Below are 23,243 nucleotides of genomic sequence, written 5' to 3'. Positions count from 1 at the left end.
CTATCGCCGCGACCCCGCGTCCTCCGGCAGGGGCAGCAGTCCCACCGCCGCCACCGGCACCGCCGCCAGCAGCAGCCACGGCACCGCGGCCGGCAGGCCCGCGTCCAGGAGTGAGCCCGTGACAGAGCTGCCGATCAGGACGACCAGGCCGGAGACCGAGGAGAGCGCCCCGGTGTAGAGGCCGAGTCGCCCCGGGTCCGCGAGGTCGGGCACCCACGCCCGGGCCACCGGCGCGACGAGCATCTGCCCGAAGGTGAGCAGGACGACGAAGCCGGCCGAGGGCAGCAGTCCCGCCGTACCGGTCCGGTCGGCGGGCCGGGACACCGCGACGACCGCGAACCCGGCGCCGATCAGCAGGAGCCCGGCCGCCATCGACCGGCGCAGCGGCAGCCGGGAGCCGGCCCAGCGGGTGACGGGGAGCTGGGCGGTCACCACCAGCAGCGAGGACAGGGCGAACAGCCAGGCCAGCGCCGCCTGCGAGCCGGTCGCGCGCTCCACCTCGGCGGGGAGGGCGAGGTAGAGCTGGTTGTAGGCGAGCAGGTAGGCGCCGTACGCGCAGCACAGGGCGAGGAAGCGGCGGTTGCGGAGCAGAGTTCCCAACCCGCCGCGCAGAGCGACCCGTTGGCGGCCGGGGATGTGCTGGGGCAGCATCCACGCGTGCCCGGCGAGGACGAGCACGAAGATCCCGGCGCCCGCCAGGCACACCGTGCGGAAGTCCACCGCCAGCAGCAGCGCTCCCAGCAACGGCCCGACGAACGCCCCCGCCTGCCCGGCGACGGTGAACAGCGCCAGCACCCGGTTCCGTCGACCGCCCGCCTCCTCGTGGACGACGGCCTGCCGTGCGACCTCCGACTCCACCGCCGGCGAGAACAGCGCGGCCGCGAACCCGATGAGCAGCACGGCCCCGATGACCGCGCCGGTCCGTTCGGCGTACCCCAGCCACGCGAACCCGGCGATCCGCAGCGCGCAGCCGGCGAGGACGACCGGCCGGATCCCGTACCGGTCGGCGAGCGCCCCGCCCACCACGAACAGCCCCTGCTGACTGAAGGTCCTCAGCCCGAGTACGAACCCGACGAGCCACCCCGCCATCCCGACGGCCTGCCCGAGGTGTTCGGCCAGGAAGGGCAGCACCGCGAAGAAGCCGATGTTGAAGGCGAGTTGGGTGAGGATCAGCAGCCGCAGCAGCGGCGAGAGCCGGGCCGCGGTCCGCGGCGCACCGACCGGCGTCGACGTCATCGGGCCTCCCCCTCCGCCGGCTCCCGGGCGGATGCGCACGGGGTGGCGGTACGAGGACGTGGGCGCCGGCGCGGCCACCGCACCCCGTCCGCCGCGCTCACCGCGAGCGCGCCCAGCAGGGCGAGTGCGGCGGCGGGGGCGAGGACGGCCCAGGGGGCGCGTTCGGCGTAGGGCTGGTTCTCGGCCAGGAGCAGGCCCCACTCCGGGGCGGGCGGCTGGGCGCCGAGGCCGAGGAAGCCGAGGGACGCGAGGGCGAGCGCGACACCGGGCAGGCGCAGCAGGGCGTGCCGGGTGACGGGCGGCAGGATCGCGGGCAGCAGTTCGTGCCGCAGCAGGTACCGGCGGCCGGCGCCCAGGGCCCGGGTGGCCGCGAGGTGCGAGGTGGCGCGTTCCTGCCGGAGCAGCGCGGAGGTGTGCGCGGCGAGCGCCGCCCAGGAGACGGTGGCGACGGCGATCGCGGGCGTGGCGGCACCGCTCCCGGCGACGGCGGTCACGAGCAGCGCGGCGAGCACCGGCGGTACGGCGTTGACGGTGTCGACGAGCGGACCGGACAGCCGGGGCAGCAGCCCGAGCAGGACGCCGGCCGCCAGCGCGGTGACGCTGACGGCGAGGGCGGTCAGCAGGGTGTCGAGGGCCCCGTGCCCGACCCGGGCGAGCAGGTCCCGGCCGAGCGCGTCGGTGCCGAACGGGTGGGCCCAGGAGGGGGGTTGGAGCCGGGCCCCGGTGTCGAGGGCGAGCGGGTCGCGGGGCAGGCCGAGCACGACGACGGCGGCCAGGAGACCGCCGTACAGGAGGGGCCGGGTGCCGCGGGCGGGCCGTCGGGGGCGGTGCAGGGAGTCGAGGGCGCCGTCCCGCAGGGCCGGGCTGGTCAGGAGGCGGACGGTGAGTGCCGCGAGGCCGGTGGCGACGGCCGCGAGGAGCAGCAGGGCGAGGGTGCCGGCCTGGAGCACCGGCAGGTCCTGGGCGAGGGCGGCCTGGAGGGTGGTGCGGCCGAGGCCCGGGATGTCGTAGATCTGCTCCACGGCGACGGATCCGGCCGTGAGGCCGACGACGAACAGGCCCAGGTTCGGCAGCAGTGCGGGGAGGCAGCGGCGGACCGCCTTGGCGGCGACGGTGCGGCCCGGCAGTCCGCGGGCCGCCGCGGCCGCCGCCCAGGGTTCGGCGAGGGCGCCGGGCAGCAGGTCGTCGAGCAGCCGCCCGAGCACGGCTCCGGCGGGCAGACCCAGGGCGAGGGCGGGCAGGATCGTCCACCGTGGCCCGTACCAGCCGAGGGCGGGCAGCCAGCCGAGCTGTACGCCGACGACGGTGGCGAGCACGGAGGCGGTGAGGAACTCGGGCAGTGCGGCGAGCATCGCCGAGGCGCCGCCCCGGGTCCGCCGTCCGTCGAGGCGGCCGTGCGCGCCGAGCCACAGGGTACGGGCGCACACCAGGGCGGCGGTACCGGCGGCGACCGCGAGCGCCACCGTCACCAGCAGCAGGGACACCCCGAGTGCCTGGGCGACGGTCGGGGCGACCTGGGTGCCGTTCAGCCATGACCGGCCGGCGTCCCCGCGGGGCAGCCCGCCGAGCCACTGGCCCAGCAGGTGCACGGGGCCTTCGTCCAGGCCCAGCCGGTCCCGGATGTCGGCCAGGACCCGCGGTGTCGGGGCGCGGTCCGCGGAGCGCGCCTTGAGCACGGTGAGCGCGGGGTCGGTGCGCGACAGCCACGGCAGCAGGCCGATCCCGCACACCAGGGCCGCCGCGAGCAGGACACGCCACAGCAGGGTGGCCACGCGGTGCGCCACGGGTCAGCGTCGCGTTCCGGGGCCGACCAGCGTCCGTTCGTACGGGTCGAGCAGCACGCCCCGGACGCCGGTGGCGACACCGGTGATGATCCTCTGGTGGGCCAGCGGCACCACGGCGTCGGTGCCGAGGACCGCCGCCTCGGCGCGCATCGCCGCGTCCTGCCGCGCACCGGTGTCGGCCACGGCGTCGGCCTCGGCGACCGCCCGGTCGACCTTCCCGTCGCACAGCCGGGCCAGGTTGTAGCCGCCGTCGCAGGTGTGGTCGCTCGCGAGGACGCCGACGGGGTCGCCGGTGTCGACGAGGCTGTTGCGGGCGCCGACGAACCCGTCGAACTTCCCGGCGAGCACGTCGCTTTCGAGCCGCGCGTACTCACGGACCACCAGCGTGACCCGGAACCCGGCTCTGCGGAGCTGCTGTTGCAGCACCTGGGCGGTCTCCGGGAGTTCGGGCCGGTTGTCGTAGGTGGCGAGGGTGACGGCGGTGCCGTGCGGGTCCGCGGCGGCCGCGCGCCCGGCGGGCCGTACGCGCTTGCCCTCGGCCCACGTCACGGCCGGTCCGTAGAGGCCGGCGCCGGGATCGGCGTGGCCCTCGAAGACGCCCTTGACGACGGCGGAGCTGTCGACGGCCGCGCGGGCGGCGGCGCGCAGCTTCGGGTCCCTGAAGGGGCCGGACCGGGTGTTGAGGTGCAGGCTCGTGGTGCGGGTGGTGGCGGTCTCCTCGACGGTGGCCTCGTCGAGGGTGGCGGCCTGGGCGACCGGGACCGCCTCGGCGATGTCGACCTGGCCGGTGCGCAGGGCGTTGGCGCGGGCGGTGCCGTCGGCGACGAAGCGGGCATCGATGCCGGGGGCCTGGGCGCGGCCGCCCCAGTAGTCGTCGAAGCGGTCGAGGGCGGCGGAGGCGGAGCCGGTGACCCCGGTCAGCTCGAAGGGGCCGGCGCCGGTGCCGACGGGATCGACGCGGCCGTCCTTGCCGTATGCCTTCGCGGCGAACACGGCGAGGCTCGGGCTGGACAGCCGGAGCGGCAGGACGGGGTCGGGGGTCCTCGTGGTGATGCGTACGGCGTCGCCGGCCGCCTGTGCCGTCAGCGTGACGCCGGAGAGGGCGGCCGGGGCGGGCTTCGCCTCGCCGGCGTGGGTGAGGGCGGCGGCGACGGTGGCCGGGGTGACCTCGGAACCGTCCTGGAAGCCGGCCTCGCGCAGGGTGAACAGCCAGGTGCGGTCGTTCTCGCGGCGCCAGGACTCGGCGAGCGCGGGCGTGGCGGCGCCGTTGGCGTCGAGGGCGGTCAGGCCCTCGCTGACACCGAGGCGGCTGAGGAGGGTGGCGTCGTCGCCGTACGGCGAGAGGTTCTCGGCGGGCGGGAAGGCGAGGGCGACACGGAGCCGGGAGCCGTCGCCCGTGGCGCTCCCGGAGTCGCCGCCCGGGGAGGCGAAGCAGGCGGTGAGCAGCGGGGCGAGCAGGAGGGAGCCGAGTGCGTGACGGCGGCGCATCGCGGTCACCGTCCCATCGGTATCTCGAAGTGGACGACGTTGCTCGCGCCGCCCGTCGTCTCGCGTTCGTCGTGCACGACCTTGCCGATCGAGCGCCAGAACGGTTCGGCGCCCGGGACCGCCGGGTCGGTGTGCAGATACACGGAGCGGTAGCCGCCGTCTGCGGCCGCGAAGGCCAGCAGCTCGTCGACCAGGCGGCGGGCGAGGCCGCGCCTGCGGTGCTCGGGGCGGACGTAGATCCGGCGCAGTTGGGCGGTGTCGCCGTCGGGGTAGCGCTCGGCCAGTTCGCGCGGGTTCGGCGGGTGGGCGGGGCCGCGGGAGTCGAGGGCGCCGGTGGCGACGACGGCCCGGTCGTCCGGGTCGAGGGCGACGAGGAGGGTGTGGCGGGCCGGGACGAGGTAGGCGGCGGCCGGGTCGATGATGTCGGCGTGCCAGCGGGGCACGTACCCGGTTCCGAAGTCGCGGTAGACGGTGTCGAGCATCACGGCTCGCGCACCTTCGAGGTCGTCCGGGCCGGCGGCCCTGATGCTGTAGTCACGCACTTGCACATCATATGCATTAAGGGTCAGGGTCTTGATCACGGGGGCGATTTGACAGTGATCGAACGCACGCCATAGAACCTACCGACATGACATCCATTTTCAAAAAGATGGAGCGGTAGTGCGGATCGCCTTCGTCGGCAAGGGCGGCAGCGGCAAGACCACCCTGTCGGCGCTCTTCTCCCGCCATCTGGCCCGTTCCGGCGCACCGGTGCTGGCCGTGGACGGCGACATCAACCAGCACCTCGCCGAGGCTCTGGGCCACGACGGCGACGACCTGGGCGCCCCTCCGCTGGGCGCGCACGTGGCCGACATCAAGGACTTCCTGCGCGGCGACAACCCGCGCATCGCCTCCCCCGAGGCGATGATCAAGACCACGCCGCCGGGCCGGGGTTCACGTCTGCTGCGGCTGCTGGGCGACGACGAACTGCACGCCCGACACGTCCGGCGGGTCGGCGACGTCCCGCTCATGGTGACGGGCGCGTTCGAGGAGAGCGACCTCGGCGTCGCCTGCTACCACTCCAAGCTGGGCGGGGTGGAGCTGTACCTCAACCACCTGGTCGACGGCCCCGGCGAGTACGTCGTCGTCGACATGACCGCCGGCGCGGACGCGTTCGCCTCGGGCCTGTTCACCCGCTTCGACGTGACCTTCCTGGTGGCCGAACCCACCCGCAAGGGCGTCTCGGTGTACCGCCAGTACCGGGACCACGCACGGGAGTTCGGGATCCGGATCGCCGTGGTCGGCAACAAGGTGACCGGCGAGGACGACCTCCTCTTCCTCAAGGAACACGTGGGCGACGACCTGGTGACCCACCTGGTCCAGTCGCCCTGGGTGCGCGCCGCCGAACAGGGGCGCGCCGAGGGCGGCCCGGACTCGCTGGAGCCCCACAACCGGCACGCCCTGTCGATCCTGCGCGAGACGGTCGACGCCCACCCCCGCGACTGGCCGACCCTCCACCGCCACGCGGTCGAGTTCCACCTGCGCAACGCCCGCTCCTGGGCGAACGAGGCGACCGGCCTCGACCTGGCCTCTCAGGTGGACCCGGACTTCGTACCGGGTCCCGCCTCCCTCGGCTGACCCCCTCCTCCCACTGACAGACAGGAACCGCAGCACATGTCTCTCGACGTATCGCCGAAACTCCTCGCCGAAGCCGAACAGGGCGACATCCGCGAAGAGGACTTCGTGGACACGGTCCGCGCCTCCCTCCCCTACGCCTACGACCTGATCGCCTCCCTGGCCGAGGAACTGCGCGGCGGCCAGGCCGAGTTCACCGACAATCAGACCCCGCCCCCGTCGGAGAAGGAGCGCGGCCAGCTCCTGCGCGCCCTCGCCAGCGACGCCATCCGCGGCAGCCTGGAACGCCACTTCGGCGTGGCCCTGGCCTTCCAGAACTGCCACCGCGTGGCCGCCTTCCGCCCGGAGTCGGCCGACGGCGAGACCTACACCCGCTTCACGTCGGTGCGCTCGCAGGTGCTGAACCAGTCGCCGGAGTTCAGGGACTGCTGAGCGGAGTCCGGTGCGCGGGGCGGAAGGGCCGGGCGGTGCGACCGCCCGGCCCTTCCCCCTCGTGTCCGGGACTTCCGTCCCCTACGTCACGTCCCCGACGTCACGTCACCGCGGTGACGTCGCCGCCGGCGCCGGCGCGTACCCCGTCGGACGGGCCGTGAAGGTGCCGCGGCCCTGGGTCCGGCTGCGCAGCCTCGTGGCGTAGCCGAAGAGTTCGGCCAGCGGCACGGTCGCCGTGACGGCCCTCGAACCGCCGCGCACGGCCGAGCCGGAGACCCTGCCGCGGCGGGCGGCGAGGTCGCCGAGCACGGCGCCCACGGCGTCCTCGGGCACGGTGACCGTGACCTCGGCGACCGGTTCCAGGAGGACCATCGCGCAGGCGCGCAGCGCCTCCCGGAGTCCGGCCCGGCCCGCGGTGCGGAAGGCCGTGTCAGAGGAGTCCTTCACATGCGTCGCCCCGTCGGTGAGGGTGACGCGCAGGCCCGTCACCGGGTGTCCGCCGAGCGGCCCTTCGGCCAGGGCGTCCCGGCAGCCGGCCTCGACGGCGCGGACGTACTCCTGCGGGACGCGCCCGCCCACCACCGCGGAACGGAACTCGAAGTCCTCCCGCGAGGGTTCGACGTCGAGCACGACATGGGCGAACTGCCCCGCCCCGCCGTCCTGTTTGACGTGCCGGAAGACCAGACCCGACACGCCCCGCCCAACTGTCTCCCGGTAACCAACCCTGGGACGGCCGGTGTTCAGAGCGAGGCCGTGCTCGCGCCGTACCTTCTCCACCGCGACCTCCAGATGCAGTTCACCCATGCCGGACAGCAGGGTCTGGCCGGTCTCGGGGTCCGTGCGGACGACGAGCGAGGGGTCCTCCTCGGCCAGCCGGGCCAGCGCGGACGCCAACCGGTCGCTGTCGACGGCCCGTTGCGGCTCGACCGCCACGGACACGACGGGGTCGGCCACGCTCGGCGGTTCGAGCACGAGCGGGGCCTCCGGCGCACACAGGGTCGAGCCCGCCCGGGCCGACCGCAGCCCGACGACGGCGACGATGTCACCGGCGACCGCACGCTCCAACGGGGCGTGCCGGTCGGCCTGCACACGCAGGATCCGCCCGACCCGCTCGGTGCGGCGCGCGCCCGCGTCCCACACGGTGGCTCCCTTCTCGATCGTTCCCGCGTACACCCGGACGTACGTCAGCCGTCCCGTCGGGGTGGCGTGCACCTTGAACGCCAGCGCCGCGAAGGGCGCCGCCGGGTCGCAGGGCCGCTCCTCGCCGTTCTCGCCGCGTACGGCGGGCACGTCGAGCGGTGACGGCAGGTACGCCACGACGGCGTCCAGCAGCGGTTCGACCCCGCGGTCGCGGTAGGCCGAGCCGCACAGGACGACCACGCCGTCGCCGCTGCGGGTGAGGTCCCGCAGGGCGGCGGTGAGGGTGCCGGCGGACAGGGTCTCCCGGTCGCAGAACTCCTCCAGGGCGGCCGGATGCCGTTCGGCGACGGCCTCCTCCAGCGTGCGGCGACGCCCGAGCGCCTCCTCGCGCAGGGAGTCCGGCACGGGTTCTTCCCTGACCGTGCCGTCGTCCGGCCAGGTCAGTGCCCGCATCCGGACCAGGTCGACGACACCGGTGAAGCCGTCCTCGCTGCCGATGGGCAACTGCACGACCAGCGGGGCCGGATGCAGCCGCCGCCGGATCGACTCGACGGCCGCGTCCAGGTCGGCGCCCGCGCGGTCCATCTTGTTGACGAACGCGATCCTCGGCACACCGTGCCGGTCCGCCTGCCGCCACACCGACTCGCTCTGCGGCTCCACGCCCGCGACCGCGTCGAACACCGCGACCGCGCCGTCGAGCACCCGGAGCGAGCGCTCCACCTCGTCGGCGAAGTCGACGTGCCCGGGGGTGTCGATCAGGTTGAGGCGGTGTCCGTCCCAGGCGCAGCTCACGGCCGCGGCGAAGATGGTGATCCCGCGGTCCCGCTCCTGCGGGTCGAAGTCGGTGACGGTGGTGCCGTCGTGGACCTCGCCGCGCTTGTGCGTGGTGCCGGTGGCGAACAGGATCCGCTCGGTGACCGTGGTCTTGCCGGCGTCGACGTGGGCAAGGATGCCGAGGTTGCGGACGACGGCGAGCGGGTCGGGGTGGTGGGTGGTGCGCACGGCCCATGGCCTTTCGGGTGGTGTGGTGACAGGGCTGCGCGATGTCCCGTACGACGGCATGACGGCACGTCGGTGCGTGTGCGTGGCAGGGGTGTCCGGCCTCGGTCAGGCGGTCGTCGCGGGCGTCCGGTGCCGGCCGCGCAGCGGGCACCGGAGGGCCGGGGACACGAGGATCACGTCGTACGACGTCCGGGGAACGGCGACAGCGCTGCGCACGCACACGGCCGTACTCCCCTCGTTCGTCGTCCCCTTCACGGGCTGCGTGGTGAGTGTAGGGACACGGGAAGGGGCGGGGCACGGGATTTTTTCCGTGCCCCGCCCCTTCCGGCCGGACGTCGGCGCTAGAGGCCCTGGAGGCCGTCGTAGGCGGCCATGACGAGGTCCAACCCCCGGGTGTCCTCGGCGGGTTCGCGCATCTGGTTGGTCGTATAGGCCACCACCATGCGGGCGTCGGGGTCGATCATGACGAGGGAGCCGCCCCAGCCGCCCCAGCCGAAGGAGGTGCCGAACAGGCCGTAGCCGAGGCCGTACCGCTGTGTCATGCCGATCACGCGGTCCTCGCCGTTGAACTGCTCCTCCCGGGCGCGTGCGGCGCCCGCCGCCGACAGCAGCCGTACGCCCCGGACGGTTCCGCCGCAGGCGAGCGCGGACTGGACGAGGGCCACCGAGCGGGCGTTGCCGAACCCTCCGGCGGCGGGGATCTGGGCGCGCCGCCAGGCCGTGCTGTTGCCGTCCCGGAGGCGGAAGGCGGTCGCCGTGGTGCGCGGGGCGTCGCTGTTCGCGGCGCCCGCGGTGTAGTCCTCGTCTCGGCCGGGCGGCGGGAGCGTACGGGCGACCCGGTGGTCGTGGTCGGCGGGGAGCCCGATGTGGAAGTCGGCGCCGAGGGGGCCGGTGACCTCCTCGGCGAGGAACCCGCCGACCGTGCGGCCGGTGATCCGGCGCAGCACCTCGCCGACCAGGAAGCCCTGGGTGAGCGAGTGGTAGCCGGCGGCGGTGCCGGGCTCCCACAGGAGCGGCTGGGCGGCGAGCCGGGAGGTGGCGGCCGGCCAGTCGTAGAGCTCCTCGACCGGGCCCTCCCAGTGGGGCAGGCCCGCGGTGTGCGACAGCAGGTGCCGCACGAGCACCTTCTCCTTGCCGGCGGCGGCGAACTCCGGCCAGTAGCGGGCCACGGGGGCGTCCAGGTCGAGAGCGCCGCGGTCGGCGAGGATCAGCGCGCACAGCGCCGTCATCGTCTTGGTGGTGGAGAAGACGTTGGTGATGGTGTCCCGTTGCCACGGGACCGTCCGGCGGGCGTCGGTGAAACCGCCCCAGACGTCCACGACCGGTTCACCGTCCACGAGGACGGCCACGGAACCCCCCGCGTCCCCTTCGTCCAGCAGCGCCGCCAGCCCGCTCGGTACCGCGGAGAACAGGTCGTCGTACGTGCCCTGGATGTCGGCCATGGAGGGTATTGAGCTCCTCGCCCGCCGCGCCGGTCAACCGATATTCGGGTGGATCGCTCCGCCGTGCCCACACCAGCGCCGCCGCCGACGCCGCCAAGGTGACCAGGCCGCCGGCCAGGAGTCCGGACCTGGCGCCCTCCGCCTCGACGAGCGGGCCCAGCGGAAGCGCGCCCAGCGGTGTCGATCCCTGGAAGATCACGACGTAGAGGGCCAGCACCCGGCCGCGGTACCTCGGGTCGCTGCCCAACTGCACACGGTGGTTGGTCGCCTGCGCGAAGTAGCCCGCCCCGAAACCGGTGGCGGCGAGCGCCACGAGGGTCAGGGCGAACGTCGGTGCCAGGCCCGAGGCGGTCTCGCACAGCCCGAACAGCGCGCTCGCGCCGATCACCACCCCGGCCGTCGGTCTGCGCACCCGGGCGGTCGTGACGAGCGCGGCACCCAGCGAGCCGGCCGCGAGTGCGGAGGTCAGCAGTCCGAACGAGGCCGGGCCGGTCCCGAACTCCGCCTTCGCGAGGACGGGCAGGGTGAGCTGGAAGTTGAAGCCGAAGCTCCCCACGACCGCCAGCAGGGCCAGTGGCAGCAGCAGGTCGGAACGCCCCAGCACATGACGGAGTCCGGCCGTCACTCCGCTGCTCCGGCGGTGCCGGTCGGACCGCGGATGGACGGAACACCGCTCGTGCTCCCGCATCAGCGCGACGCTCGCCACGGTCGCGCCGTAGCTGACGGCGTTGAGCAGGAACACGGAGGCGGCGCCGAGGCGGCCGATGAGCAGGCCGGCGAGCGCCGGACCCACCATCCTGGCGACGTTGAAGTAGGCGCCGCTCAACGCCGAGGCGTTGGGCAGGAGTTCGGCGCCGACCAGCTCCCCCACCAGGGCCATGCGGGTCGGTGCCTCCACGGCGGTGACCATGCCCAGGGCCGTGGCGAACACGTAGAGGTGCCACAGCCGCAGTCCCGGGCCGACGGCCACCAGGAAGACCAGCGCGGCGAGCAGTGCGGCGATCCCGTTCGCCACCGCAAGGAGCCGCCGCCTGTCCCACCGGTCCGCGAGGGTGCCGCCGTGCAGCGTGAGGAGCAGCACGGGGGCGAACTGGAGGCCGGTGACGATTCCGAGCTGTGTCGCCGAGTCGCCGGACAGGGACAGCACCAGCCAGTCCTGGGCCACCAGCATCATCCAGGTGCCGGTGACGGAGAACACCTGGCCGATGACGAAGAGCCGGAAGTTGCGCACGGCGAGCGATCTGAACGTGTGCCGGAACATCTGCTCGTGCCGGTCAGGGCGCGGTGCGCGCGGCACCCCGGGGTGCCGCCGCCCACGCTCCCGCCGGCACGTGGGGGCGCTCCTCGGCAGGCCACCGGGGCGTCCGAGCGCCGGGCGCCCGGGGCCCCGCGTCCTGCGCGGAGGCACGGACCAGGGCGAGCAACACGGCGGTGACAGCGGCCAGTTCGGTGTCGGACGGCCGGCCCGCGCGTACCTCGAAGGCCGCGGAGACGGGACGGGCGGCGGGGTCGCCGGTCACTGCGGCTGGTTCCCGTGCTTGCGGCTGGGCGCGGCGACGTACTTGGCGCGCAGCATGCCGAGCGCGTCGGTCAGGCGCATCCGGGTCTCCGCCGGGTCGATCACGTCGTCGACGAGTCCGCGTTCCGCCGCGTGGTACGGGTGCATCAACTGCTCCCGGTACTCCTCCATGTACTGTTTGCGGGCGAGTTCGGGGTCCTGTGCGGCGGCGATCTCGCGCCGGAAGACCACGTCGGCGGCGCCCTCGGCACCCATCACGGCGATCTCGTTGATGGGCCAGGCCAGCGAGACGTCGCAGCCGATCGAGCGCGAGTCCATGACGATGTAGGCGCCGCCGTAGGCCTTGCGCAGGATGACCTGCACCCGGGGCACGGTGGCGTCGCAGTAGGCGTACAGCAGCTTGGCGCCGTGGCGGATGATGCCGCCGTGTTCCTGGTCGACCCCCGGCAGGAAGCCCGGGACGTCGACGAGGGTGACGAGCGGGATGTTGAACGCGTCGCAGAACCGCACGAACCGGGCGGCCTTCTCGCTGCCCTTGATGTCCAGCACCCCGGCCAGCACGGACGGCTGGTTCGCCACGACACCGACGACGTGGCCCTCCAGGCGCGCCAGGGTGCACAGCACGTTGGGGGCCCAGCCCTGGCGGACCTCGAAGTGCTCGCCCCCGTCGACGATCTCCTCGATCACCCGGCGCATGTCGTACGGGCGGTGGGGGTCGGCGGGGACGAGGGCCGCCAGGGTGTCGGTGCGCCGGTCCGCGGGGTCGGTGGAGGACTCGGCGGGCGGGGCCTCCCGGTTGTTGGCCGGGAGCAGGGAGAGCAGGTAGCGGACGTCCGACAGACAGGCCGCTTCGTCGTCGTAGACGAAGTCCGCGACGCCCGAGACCGTGGCGTGCGGGTCGGCGCCGCCCAGTTCGTCCTGGGTGATCGTCTCGCCGGTGACCGCCTTGACCACGTCCGGGCCGGTGATGAACATCTGCGAGGTGCCGCGGACCATGAAGACGAAGTCGGTGAGCGCGGGCGAGTAGGCCGCGCCCCCGGCGCACGGCCCCATGATCACGCTGATCTGCGGGATCACCCCGGAGTTGCGCACGTTGCGCCGGAAGATGCCGCCGTACCCGGCGAGGGCGCCGACCCCCTCCTGGATCCGGGCGCCGGCGCCGTCGCACAGCCCCACCAGGGGAGCACCGGCCGTGGACGCCATGTCCATGATCTTGTGGATCTTCTCGGCGTGCGCCTCTCCGAGCGAGCCGCCGAAGACCCGGAAGTCGTGGGCGTACGCGAAGACCATCCGCCCGTACACCCGGCCCCAGCCGGTGACGACCCCGTCCGTGTGGGGCCGCTTGTGCTCCAGGCCGAAGCCGGAGGCCCGGTGCCGGCGCAGACCCTCGACCTCGGTGAAGTCACCGTCGTCGAACAGCAGGGCGAGGCGCTCACGGGCGGTGAGCTTGCCCTTGGCCCGCTGGGCCCGGGTGGCCTTCTCGTCCGGGCCCTCCCGGACGGCGGCGCGGATCGCGTGGAGTTCCGCGACCCGGTCGCGGGCCGCCTGGAACGGATTGTCCTGTACGACGGTCATGACTGCCCTTTCTCCTGACAGGCCGGGTGTGCGGGGGCGCCGGGTTCAGGCGTGGCAGGTGGGGAGGCCGCCGTGGAACTCCAGCATCTCGCCGAACGCGGCCATCTCGTCGATCGGTTCGCCCAGGGGCCCGCCGCGTTCCTCCGCGACGGCCCGGACGAGGTTGGGCACGAGCCGCTCCGGGTCGAGCAGAGCGCCCCACTCCCCCAGGTCCGTCTCGCGGGCTGCCTCCAGGGGGGAGACGCCCGCCGACACGGTGTCCTCGGCGAGCCGTTGCACCCAGCGCAGATAGCGGGCGCAGGTGTCGAACACCTCGGGTCCGCAGACCGGGCCGTGTCCCGGTACGACCGTGGTGGGCTCCAGTTCGCGCAGGAGCCGTATCGCGCGGAGCGAGCCTTCGACGGAACCCATGAGGCAGAAGGGCGTCACCCCGTTCATGACGATGTCCCCGGTGAACAGCACACGCCGGTGCGGCACCCAGACGACGGTGTCCCCCGTGGTGTGCGCGGGGCCGGGGTGGATCAGCTCGACCTCCTCGCGGCCGGTGTGCAGGGTCATCCGGTCCGAGTAGGTGAGCTCCGGCAGGGTGACCCGCACCTCGCCCCACGGCACGTCGGGCCACAGCCTCTGGAGTCCGAGGCCGGACCTCGCCATGTCCGAGCGTGCGGTGTCATGGCCGACGAACAGGGCGTCCGGTGCGAAGACGCAGTTGCCGAAGGTGTGGTCGCCGTGCTGGTGCGTGTTGGCCACCAGCAGGCGTGAGCCGCCCCTGAGCCGCTCGGTCGCCGCGCGGAGCCTGAGGGCCCGGGCCCGGGTCGCGGCGGTGTCCACGACGAGGGTGACGTCGGTGCCGGGCAGGACGCCCGCGTTGCTCAGGCACCAGCTCCCGTCCGGCTGGACGAAGGCGTGCACACCGTCGGCGACCTCCTCGAACCGCGGCTCGTACGGGCCGAGTCCACTCATGTCGGCTCCTCCTCCTGGACCCCGGGCACGGACCGCCGCCCGGCGGGCCTTCAGCGTCGGTCCCGCGCTTCGAGGACGGTTAGAGACCGGACGGTGGCGCGGGACCGCCACGGCGCGCGATCCGTTCTCGATCATTCGTCGACGGGGGCCTGTGACCCTGGACCGCACACGGCCCGGAGGAGGGTGATCATGAGCGGGAAAGCGGTGGTGACGGGCGGCACCCGGGGTGTCGGACTGGCGGTCGCGCGCAGGCTGTGCGCGGACGGCCGCGACGTCCTGCTCGTCTACGGGCACAGCGACGCCGACGCCAAGCACGCCCTGGACTCCCTGTCCGGGCTGCCGGGGACCGTGACCGCGGTGCGGGCGGACCTGACCGCTCCGGGCGGCGTCGTGCGGGTGCTCGACGAGGTGCGGGAGACCTGGGGCGTCCTGGACGTCTTCGTGCACGCGGCCGCCCACCGGCGTCCGCCGGCCGGGCCGCGGGCCTCGCTGCGGGACGTACGGGACGATCTCGCCCTGGCGCTCGCTCCGCTGCTCGCCGGTGTGCCCGTCCTGACCGGGCTGATGGCGGGCCGGCCTGGCCGGGTGGTGGCGGTGAGCAGCGCGGGCGCGGGCCGGGTCGTCCCCGCCTATCTATCGCAGGGGGTGGCCAAGGCCGCTCTGGAGAGCCTGGTGCGCTATCTCGCCGTGGAGCTGGCCCCGGCAGGCATCACCGTGAACGCGGTGTCCACCTCGAAGATCGACAAGGGGCCCGGTGCCGGAGGTCCGGCGGAGGCGGTGGCGGCGCTGGCCGCGCGCACCCCGGCGGGGCGGCTGACCACGCCCGACGACATCGCCGACGCCGTGGCCCTGCTGTGCCGCCCGGACGCGGGCTGGATCCACGGCCAGGTCGTCACGGCCGACGGCGGCCTGTCCCTGGTGGCCGGCTGACCCCGCGCCACGGCCCGGGAACAGGAGGGCCGTGTGCCCTTCCTGCCCTGGCCCCCGGCCCTGGAACGGGAGCAGGTCCCGCTGCCGCGTGACCAGGCCGTCCCTGTCGCCCGCGGAAGGTGCCGCCGGCGACGGGGGCGCGGCCGGTTCCTGTTTCGCCCGAGCGGAGCACGTCCAGGTCGGACGGGCCCGGGCCGTATCGCCGCGGAGATGATCGGCTCGTACCCTCCCGGCGCGGCGGCCATCGCTCCGGGTGCACCGCCCCTCAAGCGGCCCACCGGCACCCGCCATCCCCCGTCGGGCGCCGGTGGGCCTGTTCGTGCGGCTCCTGCCCCCTGCGTCTCAGGTCCGGGCCGGGCCCGCGACGGTCCGCAGGCTCTGGTGGATCTCCAGGGCGGCCGAGGGCCGGTTGAGGGTGATGCAGTGCAGTCCGGGAGCGCCTTCGGCGAGGAGCCGGTGCGCCATGGCGGTCGCGTACTCGACGCCGATGCGATGTCCTTCGTCCGGCCTGTCCCGGGCGGCGTCCAGGCGCCGGGCCAGGTCCTCGGGGAAGGCCGCGCCGGACAGCGCGGCGAACCGCCGGATCTGGCGTACGTCGGTCGCCGGCATGATCTCCGGGATGATCGGTGTGTCACAGCCCGCGGCCCGGACGCGGTCGCGCAGCCGCAGGTAGTCCTCCACGTGGAAGAACATCTGGGTGATGGCGTAGTCGGCGCCGGCCCGGCACTTGGCCACGAAGTGCCTGATGTCGCTGTCCCAGTCGGCGGAGCGCGGGTGCATCTCCGGGAAGGCCGCCACCCCCACCCCGAAGTCCCCGGACTCCTTGACCAGGCCGACGAGTTCGCAGGCGTGGCGGAAGCCGTGGGGGTGCGCGCGCCAGGGGGCGTTCGGGTCTCCCGGCGGGTCTCCCCGCAGGGCGAGCACGTCACGGACGCCCGCGTCGGCGTACTGGCCGAGGACGTGGCGCAGCTCGGCCACCGAGTGTCCGACGGCGGTGAGATGGGCCACCGGGCGCAGGGTCGTCTCCGCGGCGATCCGCCGGGTGACCGCCACGGTGCGGTCCCGGGAGGAACCGCCGGCGCCGTAGGTCACCGACACGAAGGCCGGTGACAGCGCCTCGATCCGGCGGACGGTGTTCCACAGGGCCTGCGTGCCCTGCTCGGTCCGCGGCGGGAAGACCTCGAAGGAGAAGAAGGGGACCCCGCCGGCCAGGACCTCGCGCACGGTGGGTGCGCTCACCCTGCTGTGCACGGCAACACCTCCAGGAACGGCGCGAGTTCGGCGGCCGCCCCGGGGCCGTAGGCCTCGTGGAGGCGGGCCAGCAGGACCGGTGCCCGCGGGGCGTACTCCTGGGTGCCGACCGTCTCCAGCGCCAGTGTGGCCAGCGCGCAGCCCAGTCGGGCCGCGGCCTGCTCACCGAGTCGCCACGCGCAGGCGGCGAGGAAGCCCGCGCGGAACGCGTCGCCGACGCCGGTCGGGTCGACGGCGGGTGCGGTGGTGACGGCGGGGACCCGCAGCGGCCGGTGTCCGGCCCGCTGGACACGGGCGCCCCGGTGGCCGAGGGTCGTCACCCAGGAGCCGACGCGGCCCAGGATCTGCGCCTCGGTCCAGCCCGCCCGCTCCTGGAGGAGCGCGGACTCGTACTCGTTGGTGAACAGCAGCCGTGGGTGGTCCAGCAGGGCGCGGACCTCGGACCGTCCCAGGTGCGCGAGTTGCTGGGAGGGATCGGCGGCAAAGGGGATCCCCAGGGCGATGCACTCCCGGGTGTGCCGGAGCATCGCCTCGGGGTCGTTCGGCGAGACGACCACCATGTCGAGGCCGCCGGTGCGCTCGATCAGCGGACGGAGGCTGATGTCACGGGCCTCGGCCATCGCACCGGCGTAGAAGGTGGCGATCTGGTTCTGCTCGGCGTCCGTGGTGCAGATGAAGCGGGCGGTGTGCCGGCTGTCGGAGACGGTGATGGAGTCGGTGTCGACCCCGTTCCGCTTCAGCCAGAGCTGGTATTCGGCGAAGTCGACACCGGCGGCGCCGACCAGGTACGGCGTCAGACCGAGCCGGCCGAGTCCGAAGGCGATGTTGGCGGCGACTCCGCCCCGGCGGATCTCCAGTTCCTCGGCGAGGAAGGAGAGCGAGACGCGGTCCAGGCTGTCGGCGAGCAGCTGCTCGGTGAAGCGGCCGCGGAACTGGAGCAGATGGTCGGTGGCGATCGATCCCGTCACGGCTATGCGCATGGCGGCCTCTCTTTCGTGATGGTGCCGGACGAACGGGATCAGACACCGGCCGCCCGGCGCAGAGCCTCGGCGCGGTCGGTGCGTTCCCAGGTGAACTCGGGCAGCTCACGGCCGAAGTGGCCGTACGCCGCGGTCCGGGCGTAGATCGGGCGCAGCAGGTCGAGGTCGCGGATGATCGCGGCCGGACGGAGGTCGAAGACCTCGTGCACGGCCTCCTCGATACGGCTCTGCGCGACGTCGGCCGTGCCGAAGGTCTCGACGAACAGGCCCACCGGCTCGGCCTTGCCGATCGCGTAGGCGACCTGGACCTCGCAGCGCGGGGCGAGTCCGGCGGCGACGACGTTCTTGGCGACCCAGCGCATCGCGTACGCGGCGGAACGGTCCACCTTGGACGGGTCCTTGCCGGAGAAGGCGCCGCCGCCGTGGCGGGCCATGCCGCCGTACGTGTCGATGATGATCTTGCGGCCGGTCAGGCCCGCGTCACCCATCGGGCCGCCCACCTCGAAGCGGCCCGTCGGGTTCACCAGCAGCCGGTGGCCGTCCGTCTCCAGCTTGATGCCCTCGTCCCCGAGCTCCGCCAGCACGGGCTCCACGACGTGCCGCCGGATGTCCGGCGCGAGGAGCGCGTCGAGGTCGACACCGGCGGCGTGCTGCGAGGAGACGACGACGGTGTCGAGCCGGAGGGGCCGGCTGCCCTGGTACTCGAGGGTGACCTGCGTCTTGCCGTCCGGCCGCAGGTAGGGGACGGTGCCGTCCCGGCGGACCTCGGACAGCCGCGCCGCCAGGCGGTGTGCCAGGTCGATGGGAAGCGGCATCAGGGTCGGCGTCTCGTCGGTCGCGTACCCGAACATCAGGCCCTGGTCGCCCGCGCCCTGCCGGTCGAGGTCACCGGCGTCGCCGTCGACCCGGCTCTCGTAGGCGGTGTCGACGCCCCGTGCGATGTCGGGCGACTGCGCACCGATGGACACCGAGATCCCGCAGGAGGCGCCGTCGAAGCCCTTCGCCGAGGAGTCGTAGCCGATCTCGAGGATCTTCTCGCGCACGAGCCGCGCGATCGGCACGTGGGCCTCGGTGGTGACCTCGCCGGCCACGTGCACGAGACCGGTGGTGACCAGCGTCTCCACGGCGACTCTGGAGGCGGGGTCCTCCCGCAGCAGCGCGTCCAGCAGGGTGTCGCTGATCTGGTCGGCGATCTTGTCGGGGTGGCCCTCGGTGACGGACTCCGAGGTGAACAGGCGTCCGGGCATGGCTGTGCCTCCTGAAGGGGCGTCGGCTCCGGTGGGGATGGGGAGCGGCTGGTCCGGTCCCCCGCACCGTAGCCAGCCGCGTTAGAGCCCTGTTCGCGCCAGTGTCCGGATCCGCACGGGTGTTCTCCGGCATCTCGACGAACCCTCGAACCGGGGTGCGGACGATGGACCGTCATCCGAACTCCCGAGGGATGCGAGGACACTTCATGACCATCAGCGACACCAGCGCCGGGCCGTCCCTGGACGCGCCGGCGATCGCCCGCCTGAGCGCCTCCTACGCCGAGGCCCGCATACTGCACAGCGCCGTCGAGGTGGGGCTCTTCGAGCTCCTGTCCGAAGGGCCGCAGAGCCAGGGCGAGATCTGCGCACGGCTGGAGCTCCACCCGCGTCTGCTGCGGGACTTCCTCGGCGCGGTGGCCGCGCTCGGTCTGATCCGGCGCGACGGCGCGGAGTACCGGCTCACGCCCGAGGTGGAGCAGTTCCTCGTGCCCGGCGGCCCGCTCTACCTGGGCGCCCGGATCCGTACCGCGGGCCGGCGCCACTACCACACCTGGGGCCGGCTCACCGAGGCCCTGCGGGACGGCGAACCCAAGGCCGGGGTCGGCACGGACGCGTTCGCCACGCTCTACAGCGACCCGGAGGCCACCCGGAACTTCCTGGTCCACATGGACGCCAACAACGGCGTGGTGGGGCCGCAGCTCGCCGAGGCGGTGGACTGGTCGGCGTACTCATCGTTCGTCGACGTGGGCGGCGCCCGGGGCAATGTCGCCGCCCAACTGGTGCGTCGGCACCCCCATCTGTCCGGCGGGGTCTTCGAACTGCCCGCCGTGCAGCCGTTCTTCGAGGAGTACATGGCCGAACTGGGCCTGACCGGGCGGGTGGTGTTCCACCCGGGCGACTTCTTCGCCGACTCCCTGCCGCAGACCGACGTGCTGGTGTTCGGGCATGTGCTGCACGACTGGTCGCAGGACGAACGGCAGGAGCTGCTCGACCGCGCCCACGCCGTGCTGCCGCCGGGCGGGGCGGTCGTCGTCTACGACCAGATGCTCGACGAGGAGGCACCGGACCTGCGCAGCCTCGTGGGCAGCCTGAACGTCGGCCTGATCACGCCGGGCGGCTCGGAGTACACCGTGTCGGAGTGCCGCACCTGGGTGGAGAAGTCGGGCTTCACCTTCCTGTCGGCCACCAGGCTGGCGAAGGGCAACGACACGGTCGTCGTCGCCGCGAAACGCGACTGACCCGGCGACGGCGCACACTTCGGCCCCGGAACCGGGAAGGGTTCCGGGGCCGAGGTGTGCCGGGAGGGCTGCTCAGCCCGCCGTACCGGCCAGCTCGGTGAGCTGGTCGCGCACGTCGGCGTCGAGCTGTTTGCGCGCCACGCGGGACTCCTCCTCGGGAACCGGCCCTGTCAGGGTGACGGTCCTGCGGAGGCGGACCGTCGTGCCGCCCTGTTCCTCGGTGAACCCGAACTCGCCCGTCGACGCGTGCAGTTGCGGGGCGAGCTCGGTGTGCCGCTTGAACACGAGGCGCCCCTCGGAGGGTTCGACGCACACCCAGTGCGCGGCGCCGTCCGGGAGGGTGCCCGCCGCGCGGGCCGCCACCTCCTCGCGGGGCGCCTGCACCCGGACCGTGCGCACGCTGGTCAGGGTGTCGCGGCGCAGTGCCTCGATCGACCCCGCCAGCCGGGCGATCCCGGCGAGCTGGCGGGGCACGTTGTCGTCGAGCTGCCGGGCCACCTTGTCGGCGGCCGCCGGGCCGGCGCCCTCGGCCGGCTCGAAGGAGTGCCGCACCCGCAGCCTCGTCCCGCCGTCCGCCAGGCGTTCGAAACGCCACTCGCCGCGCATGGCGGTCAGCGGCGGCCGGGGCGTCTCGTGCTCGAAGGAGATGAGCAGGTTCTCGGTGTCCCGGACCCGCCACAGCCGCCAGCCCCGGGGCGCGCCGCCGTCGATCACCCAGCGGGCCACGAGATCGCGCTCGGCGCTCTCGGCACGGACGATCTCGGCGTGCAGATGGGTGGCGAAGTACTGGGGGGCCTCGACCACGTCGGCGACCAGGTCGAAGAGGAGGCGGGCGGGCGCCGCCGCGGTCAGCTCATGGGTGAGTTCGGTCATCGGAGTTCCTCCGTGCGTCGGTGGTCCGGGGACACGCTGCGGGCGAAGGGGCCCGCCTGCCAGTTCGCCTCGATACCCCAGGAGACGACCCGCGTCGGGGTGATCCGGATCAGCTCCTGGGCCACCTGGTCGCCCAGGCGCCGCCCGCCTTCGGCCAGGGCTTCGGCGAGGCCGCGGATCTCGATGCCCCGGGGTGCCGTCGGATCGGCCGGGTCGACGTCGTCGACGACGAACGCGACCCGGGGGCGGGCCCGGACATCCCGGTACTTGCGGCTCCTGCCGAGGTTGAGGCCGCCGATGTCGATGGTCGCGAGGTCCGGGTTGTAGTGCAGGCCCACCGGGACGACGTGCGGATCGCCGTGCGGGCCGACGGTCGCCAGGCGGCCGAACGGCTGCGAGGTCAGGTACTCGATCTCCTTGTCGGTGAAGATCACGCGATCCTCCCCCTCACAGCTTCGCGGCGGGGCCGAGCGGATCCAGGGTGAGCGACGGGTCGTCCCGGACCACGGGGGCCACCACCGCGTCGACGCGGCGCAGGAGTTCGTCGTCGAGGACGACGTCGGCGGCGGCCGCGTTCTCCACCACCTGCTCCGGACGGGAGGCGCCCATGACGGTGGCGGAGACCCCCGGCCGGCCGAGCACCCAGGCGATCGCCAGCCGGGGCAGGGTGAGTCCGGCCTCCGCCGCGAGCGGCTCCAGGTCCGCCACGGCGGCGAGCACCTTCTCGTTGAGGTAGTCCCAGCGGCCGATGGACTTCGCCCCGCCCGGACCCGACCCGGCCCGGCTGCCCTCCGGCAGGCCCGCGCCGGGCCGGTACTTCCCGGTGAGCGCGCCGCCGGCGAGCGGCATCCACGCGATCTGGCCGACGCCCGCCTCCCGGCTCGCGGGGAGCACCTCGGCCTCGACGACCCGCCACAGGAGGGAGTACTGCGACTGGTTCGCGATGAGCGGGACGTGGAGTTCCCGGGCGATGCGGGCCGCCGCACGGATGCGGTCGGCCGGCCATTCGGACACCCCTATGTAGTGCGCCTTGCCCGCGCGGACGACGTCGGCGAGGGCTTCGAGGGTCTCCTCCAGCGGGGTCTCCGCGTCGTGGCGGTGCGTCTGGTAGAGGTCCACGTGGTCCATGCCGAGCCGGCGCAGGGAGGCGTCGACCGACTCGGTGATGTGCTTGCGGGAGAGCCGGCCCGCGTTCGGGTCGCCCGGCCGGGCCCAGCGGCCCGACTTGGTGCAGACGACCAGTTCCTCGCGCCGGACGCCGGCCAGGGCGCGGCCGAGGATCTCCTCCGCCCGGCCCTCGGCGTACAGGTCGGCCGTGTCGAAGGTGGTGATGCCGTTGTCCAGGGCGGCCCGTACGCAGTCCCGGGCGACCGACTCGTCAACCTGGTCCCCGTGCGTGATGGCGTTCCCGTAGACGATCCGGCTCACCACCAGACCGCTGTCCCCGACCCGTGCGTACTTCATCGCTTGGTTCCTTCCTGTGTGTCCACGGCCGTGGGCGCGCCGGGGGCGGCCGTCACGACGTGTACGGGCAGCGGATCGACCCGGTGGGTGGAGACCTCCGTCAGTCCGGCGGCCGCGACCATCCGCCGTGTCGTGTCCAGGGAGTGGGCCTCGCCGCCGGGCGTGGAGACCAGCATCAGCAGCGACAGCAGATGGGCCGCGTGCTCCTCGGCCGGGGGGCCGCCGTCGACGGTGAACCCGACGGTGACCAGCCGCCCGCCGGGGCGCAGCGCGCCGGAGAGCCGGCGCAGCAGCGCGACGCCCTGGTCCTCGGGGAACATGGGCAGCAGGTTGGCGACGACGATCAGGTCGTACGGTCCGGCGAGCGGGGCGGTGAAGGCGTCGCCCTCGATGCGGCGGGTGCGGTCCGCGAGCCCCATGCGCTCGGCGTGGACCAGGGCCTGGTCGAGGACGTCGGGGCGGTCGAGGGCGTGCAGGACGGCGGTGGGGTGCAGCCGGGCGAACTCGAGGCCGAACAGCGCGTGCCCGCAGCCGACGTCGAGCACCCGCGGTACCGGCACGGTGTCCGCCCAGGCCCGGGTGGACTCGACGAGGGCGGCCGCGGCGGCCCGGGTCACGAAGGTGCCGTCCGCGGCGAAGTCCCGCCAGTAGGAGAACCCCGGCTCGGTGGCGTCGGGGGTGAGGAGGGTGCCGCCCTTGCGCACCACGGCGGCGAGGTCGCGCATCGCCTCCCACTCCCAGTCGCTGACGTTGATGCGCAGCGCGTGTCCGGCGTACTGGGGGCTGTCGCTGACCAGGAGTTCGGCGGCGCCGGGCGGGAGGGCGAAGCGGGTGCCGTCCTGGACGAGCAGTCCGGTGGCGGCGGCCGCGCCGAGCAGGATGCGCAGGGCCCGGGCGTCCGCGCCGACGGCACGGGCCAGCCGGTCGGGGTCCAGGGGGCCGGCGGCGAGCGCGTCGAAGACGCCGAGTTCGGCCGTCGCCCTGAGCAGACTGGTGCGTTTGAAGGCCTGGAGGGTCTCCAGCAGGCTCTGCCGGGTGACGGCCGGCGCCGCGTGGGTCGTCATC

General features: G+C 73.9%; 21 protein-coding genes. 4 read left to right on the top strand and 17 right to left on the bottom strand.

All coding sequences use genetic code 11. The features are described 5' to 3' along the window. Genes AOJ26_RS09560 through AOJ26_RS09545 form a run of 4 tightly spaced genes read right to left on the bottom strand, consistent with a single transcriptional unit; the run spans nt 1 to nt 5,050 of the window. Nucleotides 1–1,236 carry an MDR family MFS transporter gene (locus tag AOJ26_RS09560; protein WP_053847833.1) on the bottom strand — a complete coding sequence of 412 codons (1,236 nt, stop codon included), beginning with the start codon at nt 1,234–1,236 and terminating at the stop codon, nt 1–3. Further along, nucleotides 1,233–3,008 carry an ABC transporter permease subunit gene (locus AOJ26_RS09555; RefSeq protein ID WP_420713207.1) on the bottom strand — a complete coding sequence of 592 codons (1,776 nt, stop codon included), beginning with the start codon at nt 3,006–3,008 and terminating at the stop codon, nt 1,233–1,235. Before AOJ26_RS09555 ends, AOJ26_RS09560 begins: the two co-directional genes overlap by 4 nt. A 15-nt stretch (nt 3,009–3,023) precedes the next feature. After that, nucleotides 3,024–4,508 (bottom strand): ABC transporter substrate-binding protein, encoded by a 1,485-nt coding sequence (locus AOJ26_RS09550; protein ID WP_053847832.1) that lies wholly within the window; start codon nt 4,506–4,508, stop codon nt 3,024–3,026. Between the two features lie 5 nt (nt 4,509–4,513). Next, the gene (locus tag AOJ26_RS09545; RefSeq protein ID WP_053847778.1) at nt 4,514–5,050 is read right to left on the bottom strand and encodes a GNAT family N-acetyltransferase; all 537 of its coding nucleotides are present in this window, start codon (nt 5,048–5,050) and stop codon (nt 4,514–4,516) included. 118 nt (nt 5,051–5,168) lie between these two features. Between AOJ26_RS09545 and AOJ26_RS09540 the strand changes: the two genes are divergently transcribed. Then, nucleotides 5,169–6,125: an ATP-binding protein gene (locus tag AOJ26_RS09540; protein WP_053847777.1), complete on the top strand. Its 957-nt coding sequence runs from the start codon at nt 5,169–5,171 to the stop codon at nt 6,123–6,125. 36 nt (nt 6,126–6,161) lie between these two features. After that, complete coding sequence (locus tag AOJ26_RS09535) at nt 6,162–6,554, top strand: SCO5389 family protein (protein ID WP_053847776.1); 393 nt, start codon at nt 6,162–6,164, stop codon at nt 6,552–6,554. 105 nt (nt 6,555–6,659) lie between these two features. On the opposite strand, the gene fusA is transcribed toward AOJ26_RS09535, so the two are convergent. From fusA to AOJ26_RS09505, 6 genes are all read right to left on the bottom strand, one after another. Beyond that, nucleotides 6,660–8,696 carry an elongation factor G gene (gene fusA / locus AOJ26_RS09530; RefSeq protein ID WP_053847775.1) on the bottom strand — a complete coding sequence of 679 codons (2,037 nt, stop codon included), beginning with the start codon at nt 8,694–8,696 and terminating at the stop codon, nt 6,660–6,662. 341 nt (nt 8,697–9,037) lie between these two features. Beyond that, the gene (locus AOJ26_RS09525; protein ID WP_053847774.1) at nt 9,038–10,138 is read right to left on the bottom strand and encodes a serine hydrolase domain-containing protein; all 1,101 of its coding nucleotides are present in this window, start codon (nt 10,136–10,138) and stop codon (nt 9,038–9,040) included. Beyond that, a complete protein-coding gene (locus tag AOJ26_RS41685) occupies nt 10,023–11,399 on the bottom strand; it encodes an MFS transporter (RefSeq protein WP_256979429.1) in 1,377 nt (458 codons plus the stop codon). Before AOJ26_RS41685 ends, AOJ26_RS09525 begins: the two co-directional genes overlap by 116 nt. A gap of 13 nt (nt 11,400–11,412) precedes the next feature. Further along, complete coding sequence (locus tag AOJ26_RS09515; protein ID WP_053847773.1) at nt 11,413–11,658, bottom strand: acyl-CoA carboxylase epsilon subunit; 246 nt, start codon at nt 11,656–11,658, stop codon at nt 11,413–11,415. Then, a complete protein-coding gene (locus AOJ26_RS09510) occupies nt 11,655–13,232 on the bottom strand; it encodes an acyl-CoA carboxylase subunit beta (protein ID WP_053847772.1) in 1,578 nt (525 codons plus the stop codon). The genes AOJ26_RS09515 and AOJ26_RS09510 overlap by 4 nt, the downstream gene beginning before the upstream one ends. Before the next feature lie 45 nt (nt 13,233–13,277). Next, nucleotides 13,278–14,195 carry an MBL fold metallo-hydrolase gene (locus AOJ26_RS09505; RefSeq protein WP_053847771.1) on the bottom strand — a complete coding sequence of 306 codons (918 nt, stop codon included), beginning with the start codon at nt 14,193–14,195 and terminating at the stop codon, nt 13,278–13,280. 189 nt (nt 14,196–14,384) lie between these two features. Between AOJ26_RS09505 and AOJ26_RS09500 the strand changes: the two genes are divergently transcribed. After that, nucleotides 14,385–15,125, top strand: a complete 741-nt coding sequence (locus tag AOJ26_RS09500; RefSeq protein ID WP_053847770.1) for an SDR family oxidoreductase — start codon at nt 14,385–14,387, stop codon at nt 15,123–15,125. A 342-nt stretch (nt 15,126–15,467) separates the two neighbouring features. On the opposite strand, the gene metF is transcribed toward AOJ26_RS09500, so the two are convergent. Genes metF through metK form a run of 3 tightly spaced genes read right to left on the bottom strand, consistent with a single transcriptional unit; the run spans nt 15,468 to nt 18,603 of the window. After that, the gene (metF, locus tag AOJ26_RS09495; protein ID WP_078959814.1) at nt 15,468–16,376 is read right to left on the bottom strand and encodes a methylenetetrahydrofolate reductase [NAD(P)H]; all 909 of its coding nucleotides are present in this window, start codon (nt 16,374–16,376) and stop codon (nt 15,468–15,470) included. Continuing rightward, on the bottom strand, nt 16,361–17,356 hold the full coding sequence (locus tag AOJ26_RS09490; protein WP_053847769.1) for a carbohydrate kinase family protein: 996 nt from the start codon (nt 17,354–17,356) through the stop codon (nt 16,361–16,363). Before AOJ26_RS09490 ends, metF begins: the two co-directional genes overlap by 16 nt. A gap of 38 nt (nt 17,357–17,394) precedes the next feature. Then, nucleotides 17,395–18,603, bottom strand: a complete 1,209-nt coding sequence (gene metK / locus AOJ26_RS09485; protein ID WP_053847768.1) for a methionine adenosyltransferase — start codon at nt 18,601–18,603, stop codon at nt 17,395–17,397. Nucleotides 18,604–18,809: 206 nt separating this feature from the next. Between metK and AOJ26_RS09480 the strand changes: the two genes are divergently transcribed. Continuing rightward, nucleotides 18,810–19,841, top strand: a complete 1,032-nt coding sequence (locus AOJ26_RS09480) for a methyltransferase (protein ID WP_053847767.1) — start codon at nt 18,810–18,812, stop codon at nt 19,839–19,841. Nucleotides 19,842–19,913: 72 nt separating this feature from the next. On the opposite strand, the gene AOJ26_RS09475 is transcribed toward AOJ26_RS09480, so the two are convergent. From AOJ26_RS09475 to AOJ26_RS09460, 4 genes are read right to left on the bottom strand one after another with little or no spacing between them, the layout of a single operon-like run. Further along, on the bottom strand, nt 19,914–20,714 hold the full coding sequence (locus AOJ26_RS09475; RefSeq protein WP_053847766.1) for an SRPBCC family protein: 801 nt from the start codon (nt 20,712–20,714) through the stop codon (nt 19,914–19,916). Beyond that, on the bottom strand, nt 20,711–21,148 hold the full coding sequence (locus AOJ26_RS09470) for a PPOX class F420-dependent oxidoreductase (protein WP_053847765.1): 438 nt from the start codon (nt 21,146–21,148) through the stop codon (nt 20,711–20,713). Before AOJ26_RS09470 ends, AOJ26_RS09475 begins: the two co-directional genes overlap by 4 nt. 13 nt (nt 21,149–21,161) lie before the next feature. Next, on the bottom strand, nt 21,162–22,178 hold the full coding sequence (locus tag AOJ26_RS09465; protein WP_053847764.1) for an aldo/keto reductase: 1,017 nt from the start codon (nt 22,176–22,178) through the stop codon (nt 21,162–21,164). Next, on the bottom strand, nt 22,175–23,242 hold the full coding sequence (locus AOJ26_RS09460; RefSeq protein ID WP_053847763.1) for a class I SAM-dependent methyltransferase: 1,068 nt from the start codon (nt 23,240–23,242) through the stop codon (nt 22,175–22,177). Before AOJ26_RS09460 ends, AOJ26_RS09465 begins: the two co-directional genes overlap by 4 nt. Nucleotide 23,243: the final 1 nt, after the last annotated feature.

It is taken from the genome of Streptomyces sp. NRRL B-24085, assembly GCF_001282115.1.
Taxonomy (GTDB): Bacteria; Actinomycetota; Actinomycetes; order Streptomycetales; family Streptomycetaceae; genus Streptomyces.
The sequence above is the reverse complement of the archived record's forward strand: the minus strand, read 5'-3'. Positions and strand labels throughout refer to the sequence as shown.